At 59.3% G+C, this 16,754-nt stretch carries 15 protein-coding genes and 1 pseudogene; 8 read left to right on the plus strand and 8 right to left on the minus strand.

Annotated elements, in window-relative coordinates; translation table 11 throughout:
- Positions 1 to 144: 144 nt before the first annotated feature.
- The gene (locus tag CJD35_RS02665; protein ID WP_081601005.1) at positions 145 to 969 is read left to right on the plus strand and encodes an IS5 family transposase; all 825 of its coding nucleotides are present in this window, start codon (positions 145 to 147) and stop codon (positions 967 to 969) included.
- Positions 970 to 1,042: 73 nt separating this feature from the next.
- On the opposite strand, the gene CJD35_RS22345 is transcribed toward CJD35_RS02665, so the two are convergent.
- From CJD35_RS22345 to CJD35_RS02685, 3 genes are read right to left on the minus strand one after another with little or no spacing between them, the layout of a single operon-like run.
- On the minus strand, positions 1,043 to 2,461 hold the full coding sequence (locus tag CJD35_RS22345; protein WP_157742271.1) for a hypothetical protein: 1,419 nt from the start codon (positions 2,459 to 2,461) through the stop codon (positions 1,043 to 1,045).
- On the minus strand, positions 2,458 to 2,688 hold the full coding sequence (locus CJD35_RS02680) for a hypothetical protein (RefSeq protein ID WP_095686771.1): 231 nt from the start codon (positions 2,686 to 2,688) through the stop codon (positions 2,458 to 2,460). Before CJD35_RS02680 ends, CJD35_RS22345 begins: the two co-directional genes overlap by 4 nt.
- Positions 2,688 to 3,359, minus strand: a complete 672-nt coding sequence (locus CJD35_RS02685; protein ID WP_095686772.1) for a hypothetical protein — start codon at positions 3,357 to 3,359, stop codon at positions 2,688 to 2,690. Before CJD35_RS02685 ends, CJD35_RS02680 begins: the two co-directional genes overlap by 1 nt.
- Before the next feature lie 246 nt (positions 3,360 to 3,605).
- Between CJD35_RS02685 and CJD35_RS02690 the strand changes: the two genes are divergently transcribed.
- The 4 genes from CJD35_RS02690 (at position 3,606) to CJD35_RS23370 (ending at position 7,419) form a co-directional block, all read left to right on the plus strand.
- Entirely contained in the window at positions 3,606 to 4,604 is a 999-nt protein-coding gene (locus CJD35_RS02690) for a hypothetical protein (protein ID WP_095686773.1), read from the plus strand.
- 135 nt (positions 4,605 to 4,739) lie between these two features.
- Positions 4,740 to 5,951 (plus strand): IS256 family transposase, encoded by a 1,212-nt coding sequence (locus tag CJD35_RS02695; RefSeq protein WP_095686774.1) that lies wholly within the window; start codon positions 4,740 to 4,742, stop codon positions 5,949 to 5,951.
- 2 nt (positions 5,952 to 5,953) lie between these two features.
- On the plus strand, positions 5,954 to 7,294 hold the full coding sequence (locus CJD35_RS02700) for a hypothetical protein (RefSeq protein WP_095686775.1): 1,341 nt from the start codon (positions 5,954 to 5,956) through the stop codon (positions 7,292 to 7,294).
- Positions 7,294 to 7,419 carry a hypothetical protein gene (locus CJD35_RS23370; RefSeq protein ID WP_276327784.1) on the plus strand — a complete coding sequence of 42 codons (126 nt, stop codon included), beginning with the start codon at positions 7,294 to 7,296 and terminating at the stop codon, positions 7,417 to 7,419. Before CJD35_RS02700 ends, CJD35_RS23370 begins: the two co-directional genes overlap by 1 nt.
- Positions 7,420 to 7,725: 306 nt before the next feature.
- Here the strand turns inward: CJD35_RS23370 and CJD35_RS02705 are convergent, their stop codons facing one another.
- Together CJD35_RS02705 and CJD35_RS02710 are read right to left on the minus strand one after the other, a co-directional pair.
- Positions 7,726 to 8,697 (minus strand): NAD(P)H-hydrate dehydratase, encoded by a 972-nt coding sequence (locus CJD35_RS02705; RefSeq protein WP_095686776.1) that lies wholly within the window; start codon positions 8,695 to 8,697, stop codon positions 7,726 to 7,728.
- Positions 8,694 to 9,451: pseudogene (locus CJD35_RS02710) on the minus strand (histidine phosphatase family protein). The gene CJD35_RS02705 and the pseudogene CJD35_RS02710 overlap by 4 nt, the downstream one beginning before the upstream one ends.
- 151 nt (positions 9,452 to 9,602) lie before the next feature.
- Here CJD35_RS02710 and CJD35_RS02715 point away from each other — a divergent pair.
- Together CJD35_RS02715 and CJD35_RS02725 are read left to right on the plus strand one after the other, a co-directional pair.
- On the plus strand, positions 9,603 to 9,812 hold the full coding sequence (locus tag CJD35_RS02715; RefSeq protein ID WP_095686777.1) for a hypothetical protein: 210 nt from the start codon (positions 9,603 to 9,605) through the stop codon (positions 9,810 to 9,812).
- 262 nt (positions 9,813 to 10,074) lie between these two features.
- Positions 10,075 to 10,644, plus strand: coding sequence for an SDR family oxidoreductase (locus tag CJD35_RS02725; RefSeq protein ID WP_244917202.1), 570 nt, complete (start codon positions 10,075 to 10,077; stop codon positions 10,642 to 10,644).
- A gap of 107 nt (positions 10,645 to 10,751) precedes the next feature.
- On the opposite strand, the gene CJD35_RS02730 is transcribed toward CJD35_RS02725, so the two are convergent.
- Positions 10,752 to 11,186: a DUF3597 domain-containing protein gene (locus CJD35_RS02730; protein WP_095686778.1), complete on the minus strand. Its 435-nt coding sequence runs from the start codon at positions 11,184 to 11,186 to the stop codon at positions 10,752 to 10,754.
- A gap of 125 nt (positions 11,187 to 11,311) precedes the next feature.
- Between CJD35_RS02730 and CJD35_RS02735 the strand changes: the two genes are divergently transcribed.
- Positions 11,312 to 11,884, plus strand: coding sequence for a DUF4142 domain-containing protein (locus CJD35_RS02735; RefSeq protein ID WP_095686779.1), 573 nt, complete (start codon positions 11,312 to 11,314; stop codon positions 11,882 to 11,884).
- A 241-nt stretch (positions 11,885 to 12,125) separates the two neighbouring features.
- On the opposite strand, the gene CJD35_RS02740 is transcribed toward CJD35_RS02735, so the two are convergent.
- Positions 12,126 to 13,907 (minus strand): ATP-binding protein, encoded by a 1,782-nt coding sequence (locus CJD35_RS02740; protein ID WP_095686780.1) that lies wholly within the window; start codon positions 13,905 to 13,907, stop codon positions 12,126 to 12,128.
- Positions 13,908 to 14,008: 101 nt separating this feature from the next.
- The gene (locus CJD35_RS02745) at positions 14,009 to 16,726 is read right to left on the minus strand and encodes a type II toxin-antitoxin system ParD family antitoxin (RefSeq protein ID WP_095686781.1); all 2,718 of its coding nucleotides are present in this window, start codon (positions 16,724 to 16,726) and stop codon (positions 14,009 to 14,011) included.
- Positions 16,727 to 16,754 lie beyond the last annotated feature (28 nt).

The following is a 16,754-nucleotide window of genomic DNA, read 5'->3' on the forward strand; positions in this document are numbered from 1 at the left end:
ATCCACCATTGAGCCTTAGTAGGAAGCTTGGGATGAGAGGCAACAGCCGTAAACCGGACGGTCAGGAGCTGGAAGTCTAAGACACCGTTTGAAAAATCGGCGGCGGGGGTTGTCGCGAGGCTCTGCGTCTGATTCAGGCTCTGGATGTGGACCCATCAGAGCCGAGGGCGCATGGCCCAGATTGCCAAGAAGACGAAGCGCTATCCCAGTGATCTGACCGATGAGGAATGGGATTGCCTAGCGCCCCTGATGCCCAAGCCGGGGCGCCGGGGCCGCCCACGCGAGGTGGATTTTCGCGAGGTAATCAACGCCGTGCGCTACCTTGTTCGGTCGGGCTGTGGCTGGCGGATGCTGCCGATCCATTTCGGGGCATGGCAGACGGTTTATGGCTGGTTCCGGGAACTGGCTCGCAGGTTCCTGTTCCAGACAATCCACGACATCGAACTGATGCTCGATCGCGAGCGCCAAGGTCGGGAGGCCAGTCCGAGCGCAGCAGTGATCGACAGCCAGTCGGTCAAGGCGCCATCGGCAGAAAAGCGTGGGTTCGACGCAGGCAAGAAGGTTGTCGGGCGCAAGCGGCATATCGCCGTCGATACCGATGGACGGCTGCTGATGGTCAACCTGACCACTGCGGACATTTCGGACAGCGCGGGTGCCCAGGCCATCCTCGATGGCATCCGCAAACGCTGGCCCTGGATCAAACATCTCTTCGCCGATGGCGCCTATGACCGCCTCAAGCTCATGGACAAGGCAAGCTATCTGGATTTCGTCGTCGAGGTCATTCGACGCAGCGATCAGCAGCAGGGCTTCAAGGTTCTGCCCCGACGATGGGTCGTCGAGCGGACCTTTGGCTGGATGATCCGATGGCGCCGATTGGTCCGCGATTACGAGAAGCGCATCGACGTCTCGCAGGCCATGATCCTCGTCGCCATGGGCGGCAATCTCCTACGCCGAAACGTTCACCCCTGATTTTCCAAACGGACTCTAACATCAGCACCTAAGCGTCGTAAGAGGGTCGGCAGCCGTAGTACCATGTTTTCCTTCACGCTGGCGCCGGCGGTGACGAACTGATCTCGGCTGAATGTGCTCTCGCAGCATGCGACAAATCAAACTTCCATTTGATCTGCGTTTCCCGCGTCTGGACATAAGCATGGGCTGATACATTCACCTTCGGGGCCATGTTGATCATGAATTCCCAAGCAGCCTGCTCAGAATCTTCAGCCAAGTCGATACGATCAGCTTCGTATTTTGAAGCATGGAAATCGCGTAAGATGGCGGGCCGGTAGGCAGCAACAAGGCGGCGGGCCCGGGCCGCCAGGCTGGTATCAATGAACTTTGGATATGGGTTATGGGCAGCGTTCCAAAGCAAGTCGTGAAAGCTCGGGTCTTCGATTACTTTTACCATATTTGCCTCGTCCTCGGCGAACCGATAGGCAGCTATGAAAAGGGCCGATATCTCTGAGAGGCCGGCATGCATGAAATGGAAAATGCTCTGCTGATTATCGGCGTCGCCTAGCATTTCAGCCTTGATCTCGTCAGCCATAGCCAGCGTCGTGTCGTGCACGTATCCGCGCGTCATTAGGACAGCATCTGCATCGTCCTTCTTCAACCTATTTACAATTAAACGCGCTGGCGCAGATAATATAGTGAGCAACGGTCCTTTGGGTCCAGAAACATGGATTGTGTCACGACCATATGTTTGCGCCCGAACTTCGGCGGATTTTAGGCGAACCGCTAGTTCGGGCATCTTGAGCATGGCCCTTATATATTCAGACGCGGTGCCAGTTTTAAGGAACGGCTTAAGATACGGGGCGACGTGATATCCGGCAGCGGAGGCCGCATAGGCAGCAACACGCTGAACATCTGCTGCAGCCCAAATGAGCCGCTGCCGCGCGAAGGTGCGGATCAAAAACGGGCGGATAGACGCATTTTCTTCTGCAAGCGTCAGTTGACGACCAGTGGCGAGATCTCCCAACAGTGCGGCTTGGAACAGACGCATGTCAACGTCAGCCATGTCGCAGATCGCTTGGGCGTGATCGTGAAGTGAGCATGTATCATCAATAGGCGACGCCAGTTTGCTCGTGGCGATGCTAATCACTATTGCGACGTCTGATTTGAAAGCCGTATCTGGCGATCGAGCCACTAAACCTGCTAAAAAACGTGTCACTTGATTTACGTCCGGCTTGGGAAGGTCGGCCGGTCGAAAATAATAATATTGGGGATCGAACAGTTTCGGTCCGAGTCCCCGCATGTTTGGTTGCCGCAACACGTAGCCGCCAGGCCGATATATGGAGACACCGCCGATCAGTCGATTATCACTTCGTTGGCCAACCCAAGCCCAAAAGTTCGTGGGGCTGAGGAAGCTTGTCAGCCGCCCGGTGAACAATCGGCGCGCCCAGGCCATTCGCCCCACTGCCTGTTCGAGGTTAACGTGCAGATCGGCTGGTAGTTTTTCGGTCATTTGATGTCCTTCATCAGGGCGTCGAGGCCATTGACGATCATTTGCGCTTCCGTGGCAGCTTTTTGCGAACGGAGAGTAAACTCCCTCATTTTTCCGATGTTTAGCCCGCCCGCTGCTGCGTCTGACGACAACGATAGCTCCTGCGCTTCCAGCCATTCGACCTCACGGTCCAGTGCTACCTGGCGCTGCTCCAGTGCCTCGAGTTGATCGAGAATCCCAATGTCCATCAGTCGAGCCCTCCCATCCAAACGGGCTTGCTCGGCGGGCGCCAGAACATCGGTCGGCCGCCTGCTTTGCGAAGCCAATCATGCGCTTCACCCCGATTTTGAATGAATGGTGGCACGAACCACCGGTCCGCCACTGCAAGGCACTCACTGATCATGGTGATGAGATAGTTCTGTTTCGCGGTGATAGGCCGCCGACGCCATGCGGCTGCCGGATCATCCGCCTTTGACGATGCCTGCCATTTTTGCACCGCCTCGTGATACACTGCGGCCTTGTGCTGGAACCGGTGATATGAACCGAGCTCAACGCAAAATGCGCGCACACCTGGCCGTGCGAGCGCTGTTCGTGCATGCTCGACGTAAGTGCCAATTGGGTTGGCTTCGGCTGCATCCAACAGCCACGGGTAGGCCAGCGATCCTGCCGCTTTCAGCCCGAGAGCGGCGATCGGACATAAATCCAGCCCGCCAAGGGCCTGTTCGGCCGAGCCGTGCGCGAAAATCTGATTATCGATCGAGCCCACAGTCGACGCGCGGCGCAGATGCCAGGTCGCCGCGATATGCAACTCACGCTTGGCCTCGCCGACAGCGGCTTGGCGATCGGTCACGCAAGTGTCCGCTATGCCAGCGATGTACGATGCACGTTCGGCCAACTGTTTCAGATCATCTTCGGTCATCGGTTCCTCCTGCTTCGATCAGGATTCGATACCGATTGGTTGAGCTACGACTTACCCCCGCACCCTCCCGAGTTACTTTCGAGGGGGCGGTAATGTCGAACTCGGGAGGGTTCGGCAGGAGACTGCAGCTCAACTCAAATTTAGATTGAGAGGAAGAAAGGGGGGTGTTGCGCAGTAACCGCGAAATCCGCCCCGGTGACCCAGGTCTGATTTCGCTTGGCGTCACACCCCCCATAAGGAGCAGTCATGTCGAAGTTACGGTTTTTGCTTGACAATGCTGATGCATCGCACCCGGAAATCGCAGCCTGGGCTGGTGCAGGGCGGCGGGCCGTTGGGCGCGAAACCCGGAAAATGAATAAGACATCTGCCAAGGATCGTGCTGGCCGCCACCTTAAGCTGGCGGAGCAGGAACGCGCCGAGCGGGCAGCAAAGCGGTCGGCTCAGGCTGCCCGCCGGCGTGAAGAAGCTGAAACACTGAAGGAAGCGGCCAAGATCAGACTAGCGCGCCGGCGCGCCAGAAAAGAGGAAGAGGAAGCAGGCCGCCGACGTCGGTTCATCGTTCAGATCGAACGCCCGCCGAAAGTCACGGCGCGCGGTGGCCGTAATCTTTACCGTCGACATGCGCGGTTTGAGCGCACCGTTCTCCCCCAGCGCTTTGGCAGCACGGGCGATAGCCGGCTCCTGTCTCGCTTAGTTTTTCGCATCAAAACGCGAAGCCTGGGTGGCAATGGGCCTTCCCGCTGGCGGCGGCGCGAAGCAGCCCGTTTTGCCCGCTACCTCATCCGGTATGACGCCTTGGAGGGCACTCCGTGCGAGTCCATCTCCACCAATATTGCCGATGCCGCGATTGATCGATCCAGCGATACGTTTGTTCAGCATTTGGCTGGATTCATGGTCGCGCTCGAAGAGGCTGAGATTGCCATTGATCCAGCAGGTCAGGTCTACAAATCTATCATCGTGCCACTGCCGTACGAGGTCGAGCTGGAGGGGCGCATGCGCATCCGAGATGCGCTTGTGGCGCCCTTGGCGAAGCGGGGTGTGCCCTATATCGCTGTTTTGCATGCGCCTGACCCGGGAGGAGACCAGCGCAACTATCATCTTCACATTCAGGTCGGCCTGCGCGAATTTAAACATGTCGGCCCCGGTGCATTCGCCTTTGCAGAGACTAAGAATCGCGATCTGTTTCACCCCGCAATGCTGAAAGCCTGGCGGCGATTTGCGTTAGCGTCCGCGCTCGTGGTGTAATTTCTGGTGTAGATTGAGATGATCGCATGGGGTGGGGCATGCCCCACCCCATGCGATTTCGATCTCGGTGGCCACCGGGCTCATCGGTAAGGTGGAGTTACCACACTTCACACGCCCACCGAGGAGTTGATCCCGATGACCAACGACAGACTACCGCTTGCCGAGCTGATGGCGAAGACTGGAGATGGAGATTTCCTGCGCACGATCGCCGAGAGCGTATTACAGATCATCATGGAGGCCGACGTCGATGGCCTGGTCGGCGCTAGCCGACACGAGCGCTCCGGCGACCGGACGACCTGGCGGAACGGCTACCGCGACCGCAGCCTCGATACCCGGCTCGGCACGCTCAACCTGAGGATTCCCAAGCTACGGACCGGCGCCTACTTCCCTGGCTTCCTGGAACCCAGGAAGACCGTCGAGAAGGCGCTGGTCGCGGTGATCCAGGAGGCGTGGATCGCCGGCGTCAGCACCCGGCGTGTCGACGAGCTGGTGCAGGCCATGGGCATGACCGGCATCTCCAAATCCTCGGTGTCCAAGCTGTGCAAGGATATCGACGAACGTGTCCATGCCTTCCTTAAGCGGCCGCTCACCGGCGACTGGCCCTACCTCTGGCTCGATGCTACCTACCTCAAGGTGCGCGAGGGCGGGCGGATCGTCAGTGTCGCCGCGATAATAGCCGTTGCCGTCAACACCGAGGGCAAGCGCGAAATCGTTGGCCTTCACATTGGACCCTCCGAAGCCGAGCCATTCTGGTCGAGCTTCCTCAAGGACCTCGCACGCCGCGGACTGACCGGCGTGAAGCTGGTCATCTCCGATGCCCACGAGGGCCTCAAGGCAGCGATCACTCGCGTGCTCAGCGCCACCTGGCAGCGGTGCCGCGTCCACTTCATGCGCAATGCCCTGGCCTACGTGCCCAAGGGCCAGAACACCGTCGTCGCCGCTGCCATCCGCCAGGTCTTCCTCCAGCCCGACCATGCCGCCGCGACACAGGTCTGGCGCCAGGTCGCCGACCAGTTGCGTACCCGCTGGCCAAAGCTCGGCGCCTGCATGGACGATGCCGAGCACGACGTGCTGGCCTACATGACCTTCCCCGAGCAGCACCGCGTCAAATTACATTCCACCAATCCACTGGAACGCCTGAACAAGGAAGTGAAGCGCCGCGCCGATGTCGTCGGCATCTTCCCGAACGAGGATAGCATCATCCGCCTCGTCGGCGCCGTCCTGCTGGAGCAGAATGACGAATACCAGCTCCAGCACCGCTACATGCAGATCGAGGGCATGGCCGCCCTTGCTACACCAATGATCGAGGAGGCACAGCCGCTACAGATTACACCCAAGGCCGCCTGAAAATGCAGCCCGCTGGCCACACCCAATTCTACACCACATTGACGGACGCGACCCGATTTGCGGTGTCTGCGTTCAACCGGGAATTGGCGTCCAAGGGCAGCCAACGCCGCTTCACTTTGCAGCTTTCGAACAGTACGGATACGCACCACGGACGAGGTCGGACGGACGTTGAACGGGCGGACCGTGAAAAAGCCGCTGAGGAGTTGGCCCGGCGCGAAGCAGAGCGCGAAGTAGCTGAAAGGACCGAACGGCTGGCAAAACAGTTTGCTGCCACCGTCACCCGAATGCATGATCTGGCGGCTCAGACCAATGTGCAGGTGCGTCGGTATCTTCTCGAGAAAGTGCGGAATGTAGCGACTCGAACCAAGCTGCTGGATAAACCCGTGGGGCAGCGCATGTCGCTGAATGCCGGATTCAAGCAGCTTGTGCTACAGCGTCAAAGGCGGGCCTTAGGGACCGCTGCGACCGTCTCAGCGGGCAACCATCGGTCCGATGACATTTGGCGAACCTATCTGTCTCGTGCCGCTACTTATTCGCGTTTGACAGAGATTAAAACCGAGGGCGCTCTAGCGGTCATATCCAAGCTCCGCGTACAGAACCGGATCGGGCGCTTGTCGAATGCGCTGCTTGACCTTCAAGAGCGCGTGCGCCGAGCGTCCACCAATGTGGCGAAAACCTTACCAGTGCATCTCGAACGACTTGCGCATCGGTCCCACCTGGCAATGGAAACCGCGCAGGCGAGAGGTCATCGCGTGTCGCTCAAGCAGAGTGTCGTTGCGCGCAAATCACTGGCTGCTCAGGTCGTCTTGCGCATTACGAATATTGCGCCGCCGCTTCAGGCACAGATGCCGCATCGTACGTGGACAGACGCGCCGATCGAACTGGCTAATCGACCGATCCACTTTCCTGCGTCTGTCCAACGTGCGCGCACCGCAAAACTTTTGCACGCTGCAAAAATTGTTCAGTCACGGACTGAAGATTTAACGCTGGCACCCGGGCATCATCTTGCCGGATATCTGACAGGAAGGCATGCCCATGTCACCGGATTGCAGGCACGCATTGCAGTGATTGACGGTAGCAAATTTGCCTCTCAGATTCGGCAAAAGGCGGGCCTTGCGCACTTGGCTAAAGGGCGCGGTCCAAGAGTGGGCCGCGATGATATGGCTCTTTCCTCCGATGAATTGTCGATGACAAAGGATACGTCAAGGCTGCCCGTGTCGACGCCCAGGACGGAAAAGCCCCCAGTTTCGCCATCGGTAGAACCGTCATCGCAGGACGGCGGCGGCTTGACTGCTGAACAGTTGCACTATTGGCTCAGCGGTCGAGATCCCTCGCGGCGGTAATGTCACTCGTGGCCGAAACCAGTGCTGAAATGCAGCTTTGCGCCCTTGCCGGCCGTTCGAGGGCCGAGCTGGCGCATCAGGAAGCCGTCAGTCCGGTTACGCTTGTCGATCCGATCGGCCAGTAGCCCAGATGGGTGGATAGGAGACCCACGGGCGGGGAACGATCCCGCCTAACGCACCAGTTCACCCAGTGCGTCCGCGCCGACCGCGACAGGGCCGCATGGAACATAGCGCTGGCTTCAATGATCGCAACGGGGCGCGGGCGGAAATTCCGCGGTGCGTCCATCCAAGCCGCTCAATTGGGAGATGAGCGCGCCTAGGAGCGGCCAGTCCGCTTATGACTCGGGCTGGGACTTAGCCGCAGCTATTCTGCTCATTGCCAATGGCGGCTTTGAGCGGTCGTAACCGGCATTTATGAGACGGCCACCCGCTCAGAGCGTCGAAACCTCATCACCGCGCCCACCAAAACCTCGGCCTTTTACAGCGGTCGCACAGGCCCAGGTACTCTGGTTCCGAATTCCCATGGTCTGCTCGATGATGGCAGGAATGAGGGGGAGTAGCTCGCGTGCCAGAAAGCCTACCTCGCCGATTGTCTCAGCAAGGATGTTGCCGGCCTTTCCATGGATCCATGCACCCCAGGCGGCAGCCTGAAATGCAGTCGCACCTCGAGAAGCAAGACCCCCTATGAGTCCAGCCAGCACATCGCCGGAGCCTCCCGTACCAAGCCCGACGCAGCCCCCCTCATAAACGAGACATTGGCCGTCAGGTTTAGCCAGATAGCTAGTATCTCCCTTGAGGAGTATGACCGCGCTCCATCGTGCTGCCATTTCGGCCGCTATCGCTGCTGGCCTCGCCTCGACCTCTTCGATTGGCAGGCCGCTCAGCGCCGCCATCTCTCCATGGTGCGGCGTAAAAATCACATCCTTGCCTGTTCGCCACCGTGATGGGTTGAAGTCGCGCAGTGAAACAAGAGCCGCAGCGTCAAGAATGAGATTGCCGGGGAAATCGAGGTTATAGAGGAGGTTGGCGACAAATGCCCGCGAACCTTTGCCCGAGCTCATGCCTGGTCCCAGGACAAGCGTGTCGCAGGCCGTGATTCGATCCTTCAATATTGTCGCTGCCGCAGGAGCGATTTCTCCGTCTTCGTCGGCGGGCAGGGCGATCATGGCTGCCTCCGGGACGAGCACGCCCAGGGACAGGGCCGAAGATCGTACGGTCGCCATCTGCAGCTTTCCAGCGCCTGCGCGCAGCGCGGCTTCGCCGGTAAGGCGAAGCGCACCGGGCACGAATTCGGCACCTCCAACCACCAGGACGCGGCCGCGACTGTTCTTGTCGGCGCCTTGCGCGATCGCCGGGAGCGGATGTCGCTTCAGCCACGCCTCCTCGAGCTGTCGGCCACTCATCCGCGTGCACCAGCTATGACATCGGGCGCGCGGGTTACGGGCATGTCTTCCTGCTCGACCGGGGCCGTCACATTATATCGACCAAGCAATAGCCCTCCATCCTTGCCATTCTCCGCATCGAATGCATATTCGGTGATAGCGCAGTTGGCGACATCGCCTTCACGGTCGACTTCCAATATCTCGGCCTCGGTCATGCCTTCGATGATGTACCGCAAGCACAGCACCACCACCTGATGGGTGAAGATCATCACATGCCGGTCCGCATGATGAAGCGCGATCGTATCCATGACGGAGCGCAGTCGCAGAATGACATCGCACCAGCTTTCGCCCCTGGAGGGCGATGATAGAATTTGCCTAGCAGCCTGCGAAATTCTGCTTGCTGCGGTTCGATGCTGCTTATCCCCATGGATGTCAGCCCATCAAGGATGCCGAATTCCTTCTCCCGCAGCCTCTCGTCAAAGCAGATGGGAACATTGTCTGCGCAACCTCCGGCCTGACGGAATAGATCTGCGGTCTCGCAGGCGCGCCGATAAGGAGATGCAAGGAGAACATCCGGACGCTCATGCGGTGCCTCGCCGGCATACCAGCGTCCCAGCGCTCCAGCCTGGTCGCGGCCCAGGTCGCTCAGGGGCACGTCAGCATCTCGCTCCGACAAATCTATGCGATCGACATTGGCCTGCATGGCTGCATCCCGCGCGACATTGCCTGCGCTCTGGCCATGCCGAACGACCGTCAATTTCCTCGGCCAATGCATCTGCTTCACCGCTTTTCTCCTTTTCGGAGAAATGGATGGGCTGGCCAAATGATCCCCTTTTACGTGCGCGGGCGTGCAGCCCAGTCAAGTATATTTCTCTGCTCCATTGAGTTCACCGGAATGAGAGGAACATATTAGCCGGGAATCACGCATGCGCGATGATGTCGAAGCGCTGACGCTCATGGCGGAGGAAATTTCGCTGCTCCGCGACCTATCCACACAGGATAAAAGCGATCCGAGCTGGATCCTGGTCCGAGCCTGCGCCGATCATATGTGTGAGATCATGGATCATTTTGCCGGAACCCAATGGCATTTGAGTGGCGAAATGCCATGGTGGCGCGCATTCCAGAAAAAGCCCTGACCCTGTCCTGATCTAGAGCCGCAGAGCAGGGAAGCCTGGTTTGTAAGGTCAGGGATATAATGTCCGCGCATGGGGTTGTCGCAAGACTGCGCTCGGCAGCCGCTCCAAGATCCGTGAGGCCCAATGGCTCGCTCGCATCAGACCCATTTTGTGAAGATCCATCCCACCCAATCCATTGCCCTGAACAATGAACATGACAAGGCCTCACGGAGCGAGCTTGCCCGCAGGATTGCCCGGCTCAGCGAGGCAAGATTTGTCGATCATGACATGTCAGGTAACCAACAGCTTTCAAGCGGCCAGCCAGACACACTCTTCATTCCGCCTTGGCGGGCTCGACATTCTTGTCATCAATGCTGGCCGCCAGCAATATCGCGATGACGTGGAGGCAGTGAGCTCGGAAGATTTTGACCGCACGCTAAAGACCAATCTCTACGCCATGCACTGGATCACACAGGCCGCCGTGCCGCATCTTCCCGCCGGCGCGTCGGTGATCACAACCGCCTCCGTCCAGGCCTATGAGCCTTCGGCCATATTGCTCGATTATGCCACGACCAAGGCAGGCATCGTCGCCTATACCAAGGCGCTTGCCAAACAGCTGATCGAAAAGGGCATCCGGGCAAATGTGGTTGCCCCCGGTCCATTCTGGACGGTCCTGCAATCCAGTGGCGGTCAGCCGCAGGACAAGGTCACCAAGTTCGGGGAGCAGAGCCAGTTCGGCCGCCCTGGTCAGCCGGTCGAGATCGCGCCCGTCTATGTGCTGCTAGCCTCGCAGGAGGGCAGCTATATCACCGGTGAAGTTTATGGCGTGACCGGCGGCGCAGGGATCGCTTGACGCAAGGATGGCCCCGCGTCACCGCGGGGCCACCGTCCCAACAGATATGGTTCTGACAGGACAACGCCGGGCCGCCACCTCAAGAAGGTGTGGCACGGCCAGAGGCCTTAGTCGCGCAGGCTATCGGGAACCACGCCGCCATTTTCAGCGAGTTTCGTCATCACCGCCCTGTGCAGCGCGATATTCTGCTCGGCGCTGCCATCAGCGCCCTCATGGACAGCCAGTTCGTCGGCCAGTTCCTTGCGCGCCGCAAGGCTGGAATCAAGATCGAGCAGCTTCAGCAGATCGACGATCGAACTTTGATAATTTCCCCCGCCTCCCTTGGCATCGGCCATGGCCGAGAGAACCGCGCCGACATCGACCTGCGCCAGCGAGGCTGCCTCAGGTGACGCGGTGGCCGCGGCGGGCGACGCAGGGGGCGTAGTGGCTGGCGGGGTCGGGCTGGCCGTCTGGACATTCGTGGCGGGTGCAGGAGCGCCATTGCTTGCCTTCTGGTCGTCATGACCAAAAATCTTGTCCCTGATCTTGCTGAAGATGCCCATGTGCCTGTCCTCCGTTTGATGGTTCAATCATCACCAAACGGCGGGTGGCAAAGAAGGCTCCCATGGGAACGAGCTTGGACGCGGCGGGTTGACGTTCCGACAGAGGATGATCCGGGAGACGATCGATGAAGATGCAGTTCGCGACAGTGGCGATATCATTGGCAGCGCTGACACTTGGCGGATGCGGCAAGAAGGTCGACACGACGTCGAACAACGCTGCGGCGGCGCCGATGAACAGCGTCAACGCCATTGAACCGGCGCCCGTCGCAGAAAGCGCCGGTCAGACGTTCGCCAACGCGGCAGCGGCGAGCGATACATTCGAAATCGAGAGCTCAAGGCTGGCCCAAGTCAACGGCCAGTCAGCGTCCGTCAAGAAATTCGCCGAGTCGATGATCAAGGCGCATACCGATTCAACGGCAAAACTCGGCCAGGCTGCGAGCGCTGCGTCCCCGGCCATCGTGCCCAAGCCGCTCCTGTCCACCGCGCAGCAACAATCGCTCGACATGCTCAAGGGCAAGAGAGGTGCGGACTTCGATGCTGCCTATATCGAAGCGCAGACCAGGGGGCATCAGGAGACGCTCGACACGCTAAAAGCCTATTCGGCCAATGGGGCCGTTCCCTCATTGAAGGAATTCGCGGCCAAGCTTGTTCCCATCGTGACAGCCCATCTCAACATGGCGAAGGGCCTTAAGTCCTGAGCGAAGGTTCCTTTTTCAGAATCTCTGCGTGTACGGACGGGCCATGGCGGTGATCGCCAATGACCCGGCTCCCTGCCCCTTCGATCTTGCATGAGGCAGATCGAAGGGGCTTTTGGCCCTGCCAGCAAATGCCGCGTCGAGGATATCGCGCGTTCATCCTCATACCGGCCTGGACTAAAGGCACCCGACACGCAACGCTGAGACGCCTTCATATTCTCACATCAAGAGCGCCGGGCCAATCTCAGGCGGCCGCATCGCGGAGGATGCGAGATAATTCCTCTACCGAATAGGGTTTATGGAGAAGTGGAAATCCGTGCCCGCTATCTTCGGCCAGGGCATGGCTATAGCCGCTGGTGAGAACCACCGTCTTGTCGGGCCAGCGCGCCCGGATTTTCTTGCCCAGCTCGACGCCATTCATCCCCGGCATGACGACATCAGAGAATATGATATCGACATCGTCGTGAGCCATTTCCAAAATGGCGATCGCCTCGAGCGCATTGGTTGCCCGCTGGGTTGCGAATCCCAGATCGCCAAGCAGTTGAGACGCAAATTCACCGACCTGGTCATTATCCTCTACGATGAGAATGCTTGCTTCCGACGCATCGATCCGCGTTGCCGCAATGTCTGCGCCCTTCTCGTTCAATGCGGTGACACGGCGAAGATACAGGCTGAACATCGTGCCTTGACCAACTTTGCTGACAACGTCGATCTCACCACCCGATTGCTTGGTGAATCCATAGACCTGGGAAAGGCCGAGGCCCGTGCCCTTGCCCACTTCCTTGGTCGTGAAAAATGGCTCGAAGATACGCTCCAGCTGCTCTGGGGGGATCCCGGATCCAGCATCGATCACCGAGACTTTCACATAGTCGCCCTTGGCAGCGGCATGTCCCCGTCGCGCCGGAACACCACCGGCAGGCACGATCGAGATTTCGATGCGCCCTTCTCCATTCATCGCATCACGCGCATTCACCGCGAGATTTACAAGCGCGGTTTCGAACTGGCTTGCATCGACTTCGACGCAGCAGCCTTCCCCTTCAGACGTAACGATGAGATCGACACGCGCGCCCACCACGGTCCTCAGCATGTCGGCTACCGCTTCCACGCGGGCGACGGCGTCGAAAATCTCGGGTCGCAGAGCCTGCCGACGGGCGAAGGCGAGGAGCTGCCCTGTCAGCTTTGCTGCTCGGTCGGCGGTTTCTGAAATGGCGTCGATATATTTTTGCTGCCGGTCACGCGGCAGTTCGCGCCGACCAAGCAATTCCGCCGAAGAACGAATGATCGTCAGAAGATTATTGAAGTCATGGGCAACGCCGCCGGTCAGCTGGCCGATCGCTTCCATTTTCTGCATCTGACGGACCTGGTTTTCAGCCGCCAGCAATTCGCGCGAGCGCTCCTCGATCCTGACTTCCAGCGATTCATTCAGTCTACGCAGTTCCTCTTCCGCGATTGTTCGGTCCAACAAGTCCGCTGCCTGGCGAGCAAGAATATCGAGGAGGCGCAGGTCGCGCGCGGATGGTTCGTGCGGAGCCGCCCAATGGGTCGATAGCATGCCGAGCAACTTGCCATTGCGGGATAGCAAGGGGGTGGTTTGTGCGGAGCGGATACCAGCTCGGCGAAATGCCTCAAGATCCGGTGTATTGCTAATCTCATCCCACAGTTCATAATCCGGAATGACGGCTCGCTGCCCGAAGCGCAGGGCCATTGTGCAACTGCTATGCGCCGCAGGGCTTACCCATCGCCAAAATTCCAGGGCTTCCGGGGGAAGGTTGCAATGGGCCAGGAGTTGCAACTCGCCGCCATGGCCAGACGGATCTCCCGGGGGGCACAGCTGCTGCATCGTGCCAAATTGCGACTGGGTAATCGCAACTGCTGCTGCCACGATCTTGCTATAGAGTTCACCCAGATCCTGCTCGCCGATAAGCTCGACGCTGATGCGATGAAGCAGCGCCACATCCGAGGTCTCTTCCTCCACATCGTCTGGAGAGGCCAGGGAGAATAAGGGTGCAACTTGGATGGGTGCCATGGGCGTTACCCGCTTTATGATGGACTGGTGCCAGACATAGCATTTGTCCTGCGGAGGAACGACGGCTTCCGTCTTGATCGAGATCAGCGCCCTGTGCTTTTTCAGTCGCTCGAACTGCTTTTCGGGGTTCGAATCTTGACCGAAATCGGGTCGATACCCACCTCCGCGAGAGCCTGCGAAAGCGCCTTGCCATCATAGGGCTTGGCGAGCAGCACCGTTTTGGGCGCGGACCGATCATAATCGAGCTGCGTGTCACCTGTTGCGAAGATGATGCCGATATGAGGCAACATCTGACGAGCTTTCGCCGCAAGATCGGGGCCTGTCATTCCCGGCAGGTTCGCATCGGTGATCAGCACATCGACATGGGTCGTCTGGAGCGCTGAAACAGCATCCTCAGCGCTCAGCGCCTCGATGACTGTGAGGCCGAGATCCTTTACCAGCTCGGCGGTGTTTGCCAGGATGATCGCATCATCTTCCACGATCAGCGCAAGCGCATTGCGGCGCTCCGGCTTGTCGTCCGGCGCCGGGCGAGCGGACATCGTGCGGGCGAGGTTGCGCTGGCGCTGGTTAGCCAGCACATGGCGGAACTTCCGTGCGAGCGCGTCGCGCGAATAGGGCTTTGAGAGCAATTCCACGCCTGCGTCGAGGCGACCGCCATGGACGATGGAATTTTCCGTATAGCCCGAGGTGAACAGCACGGCGATGTCCGGCTGCCGTTCGCGCGCCATGCGGGCGAGTTCCGCGCTCTTGAGCCGGCCCGGCATGACGACGTCCGTGAACAGCATGTCGATCTGGATGCCGCTCTCGATCACGCTGAGCGCGCTCGAAGCATCGACTGCTTTGAGGACGCCATAGCCAAGATCATTCAGCATCTCGACGACCGTGGCGCGGACGGCGTCGTCATCCTCGACGACCAGAATTGTCTCGCTGCCGCCGCGGATCGGACCGCTGTCCAGTTCGACCTCGAGATCCTCATTTTCGACTGAACGAGGGAAATAGAGCTTTATGGTCGTGCCTTCGCCGACCTCCGAGTAGATTTTGACATGTCCACCCGACTGTTTAACGAAGCCATAGACCATGGAGAGGCCAAGACCCGAGCCCTTGCCCTCGCTTTTGGTTGAGAAGAATGGATCGAACACTTTTTCGATGATTTCCGGCGGTATGCCGCTGCCAGTATCGGTGACAGCCAGCATCACATATTGGCCGGGCGCGACCTCGCTATGGCTGCGGGCATATTCATCATCGAGGCTGGCATTGCCCAATTCTATCGTAAGCTTGCCCTGGCCTTCCATCGCATCGCGGGCGTTGATGGCAAGGTTGAGCAAGGCATTTTCGACCTGCGCAGGATCGACGAACGTGTTCCAGAGCCCGCCGCCCACGATCGTTTCGACTTCGATGCCCTCGCCGATCGCACGGCGGAGCATGTCATCCATGTCGCGCACGAAGCGCGTCACATTGACGACCTTGGGTTCAAGTGCCTGTCGCCGGCCAAAAGCCAGCAATTGGGCAGCGAGCTTGGCGCCGCGGGTGACGCCAGCCATGGCGTTGGCAACCCGGGTCTCGGCTTTTTCGTTGCCGGCAATGTCGCGCGCCAGCAGCTGAAGATTGCCGGAGACGACCTGGAGAAGATTGTTGAAATCGTGAGCGACGCCGCCGGTCAATTGACCGATCGTCTCCATCTTCTGCGATTGCGCCAGAATCGCCTCGGCCTGGCGCCGCTCTGCCATCTCTTCGACCACACGGGTTTCGAGCGTCTCGTTGAGATGGCGCAGCTGCTCCTCCGCCCGTTCACGATGCTGGACCTGACGTTCAAGAGCTGCTTCGCGCCGGACGCGATCCTCGATATCGAACACCAGCACATGGAAGCCCGCAACCGAGCCGTCTGCCTCGATCCGGGGGATATAACGCACTTCGGCGGCCCGGTCCTCTCCCGAACGATGTGGCATGGTCGTATCGGCCACCACCCATTCGCCCGCCATCGCCCGCTCGATCAGCGGCAGGCGGGCCACATATGTCTTTTCGCCAACGACGTCTCTAATATGGCGACCAATCACTTCGGATGGCGGTTTGCCGACCCAATCTTCGTAAAAGCTGTTGGCGAAGCGATAGACATGATCCCTGTCGACATAGGAAATCAGGACCGGCAGCGAATCCGTGATGATGCGCAATTCCGACTCGCTCTTGGCCAGCGCCCGCTGCGCTTCGACCTTCTCGGTATTCTCGATGACGGTGCACATCACCCCACCGACCTTGCCGTCCTCATCATAGATTGGCGTGTAGAAGAGATCGAAGATCACTTCTTCAGGCGTGCCATAGCGATTGAGAACCATGGGCTGGTCAAGGTGGGAAACCACCTCGCCGCCAAAGCCGGACGCCAGAATCTGCCTATTGAATTCCCAGATTTCCGGCCAGATCCCCGGAACGGTCCCGCCCATCGCCTTAGGGTGATAATCGCCTGCAATGGCGACATAGCCGTCATTGTAGATCATGACATGCTCGGGTCCCCACATGAGGACCTTTGGCACCGGCGAGTTCAGCACATTGTTGACCGTAGCGCGCAACTGCGCCGACCAGCGCGAGGGAGTGCCAAGCTGCGTTGACGCCCAGTCCACCCGGCGCATCAGATCGATCGATTCTCCGCTGCCCTTCAGCCACCAGAATGGGTCGGCGGATGCAACCTCTTCCCGTTCTCGCAGGAGCTTGAGCGCAGTGCGTACCACTTCACTGGCATTGCCATATTCGCCAGCTTCAAGCCGGGCCTCGATGAAGCGATCAAGCTCGGCGGTAAGGGAGACATTTCTGGAAAGGCGATTGCGCATGGCAGCGGGGATGACGACAACACAAGAC

It is taken from the genome of Sphingobium xenophagum (genome assembly GCF_002288285.1).
Lineage (GTDB): Bacteria > Pseudomonadota > Alphaproteobacteria > Sphingomonadales > Sphingomonadaceae > Sphingobium > Sphingobium xenophagum.

Bases quoted from the DNA above. Each gene is read 5' to 3' on its own strand.
- CJD35_RS02665 (WP_081601005.1), top strand. From the start codon at position 145: ATGTGGACCCATCAGAGCCGAGGGCGCATGGCCCAGATTGCCAAGAAG.
- CJD35_RS22345 (WP_157742271.1), bottom strand. From the start codon at position 2,461: ATGACCGAAAAACTACCAGCCGATCTGCACGTTAACCTCGAACAGGCA.
- CJD35_RS02680 (WP_095686771.1), bottom strand. From the start codon at position 2,688: ATGGACATTGGGATTCTCGATCAACTCGAGGCACTGGAGCAGCGCCAG.
- CJD35_RS02685 (WP_095686772.1), bottom strand. From the start codon at position 3,359: ATGACCGAAGATGATCTGAAACAGTTGGCCGAACGTGCATCGTACATC.
- CJD35_RS02690 (WP_095686773.1), top strand. From the start codon at position 3,606: ATGTCGAAGTTACGGTTTTTGCTTGACAATGCTGATGCATCGCACCCG.
- CJD35_RS02695 (WP_095686774.1), top strand. From the start codon at position 4,740: ATGACCAACGACAGACTACCGCTTGCCGAGCTGATGGCGAAGACTGGA.
- CJD35_RS02700 (WP_095686775.1), top strand. From the start codon at position 5,954: ATGCAGCCCGCTGGCCACACCCAATTCTACACCACATTGACGGACGCG.
- CJD35_RS23370 (WP_276327784.1), top strand. From the start codon at position 7,294: ATGTCACTCGTGGCCGAAACCAGTGCTGAAATGCAGCTTTGCGCCCTT.
- CJD35_RS02705 (WP_095686776.1), bottom strand. From the start codon at position 8,697: ATGAGTGGCCGACAGCTCGAGGAGGCGTGGCTGAAGCGACATCCGCTC.
- CJD35_RS02715 (WP_095686777.1), top strand. From the start codon at position 9,603: ATGCGCGATGATGTCGAAGCGCTGACGCTCATGGCGGAGGAAATTTCG.
- CJD35_RS02725 (WP_244917202.1), top strand. From the start codon at position 10,075: ATGACATGTCAGGTAACCAACAGCTTTCAAGCGGCCAGCCAGACACAC.
- CJD35_RS02730 (WP_095686778.1), bottom strand. From the start codon at position 11,186: ATGGGCATCTTCAGCAAGATCAGGGACAAGATTTTTGGTCATGACGAC.
- CJD35_RS02735 (WP_095686779.1), top strand. From the start codon at position 11,312: ATGAAGATGCAGTTCGCGACAGTGGCGATATCATTGGCAGCGCTGACA.
- CJD35_RS02740 (WP_095686780.1), bottom strand. From the start codon at position 13,907: ATGGCACCCATCCAAGTTGCACCCTTATTCTCCCTGGCCTCTCCAGAC.
- CJD35_RS02745 (WP_095686781.1), bottom strand. From the start codon at position 16,726: ATGCGCAATCGCCTTTCCAGAAATGTCTCCCTTACCGCCGAGCTTGAT.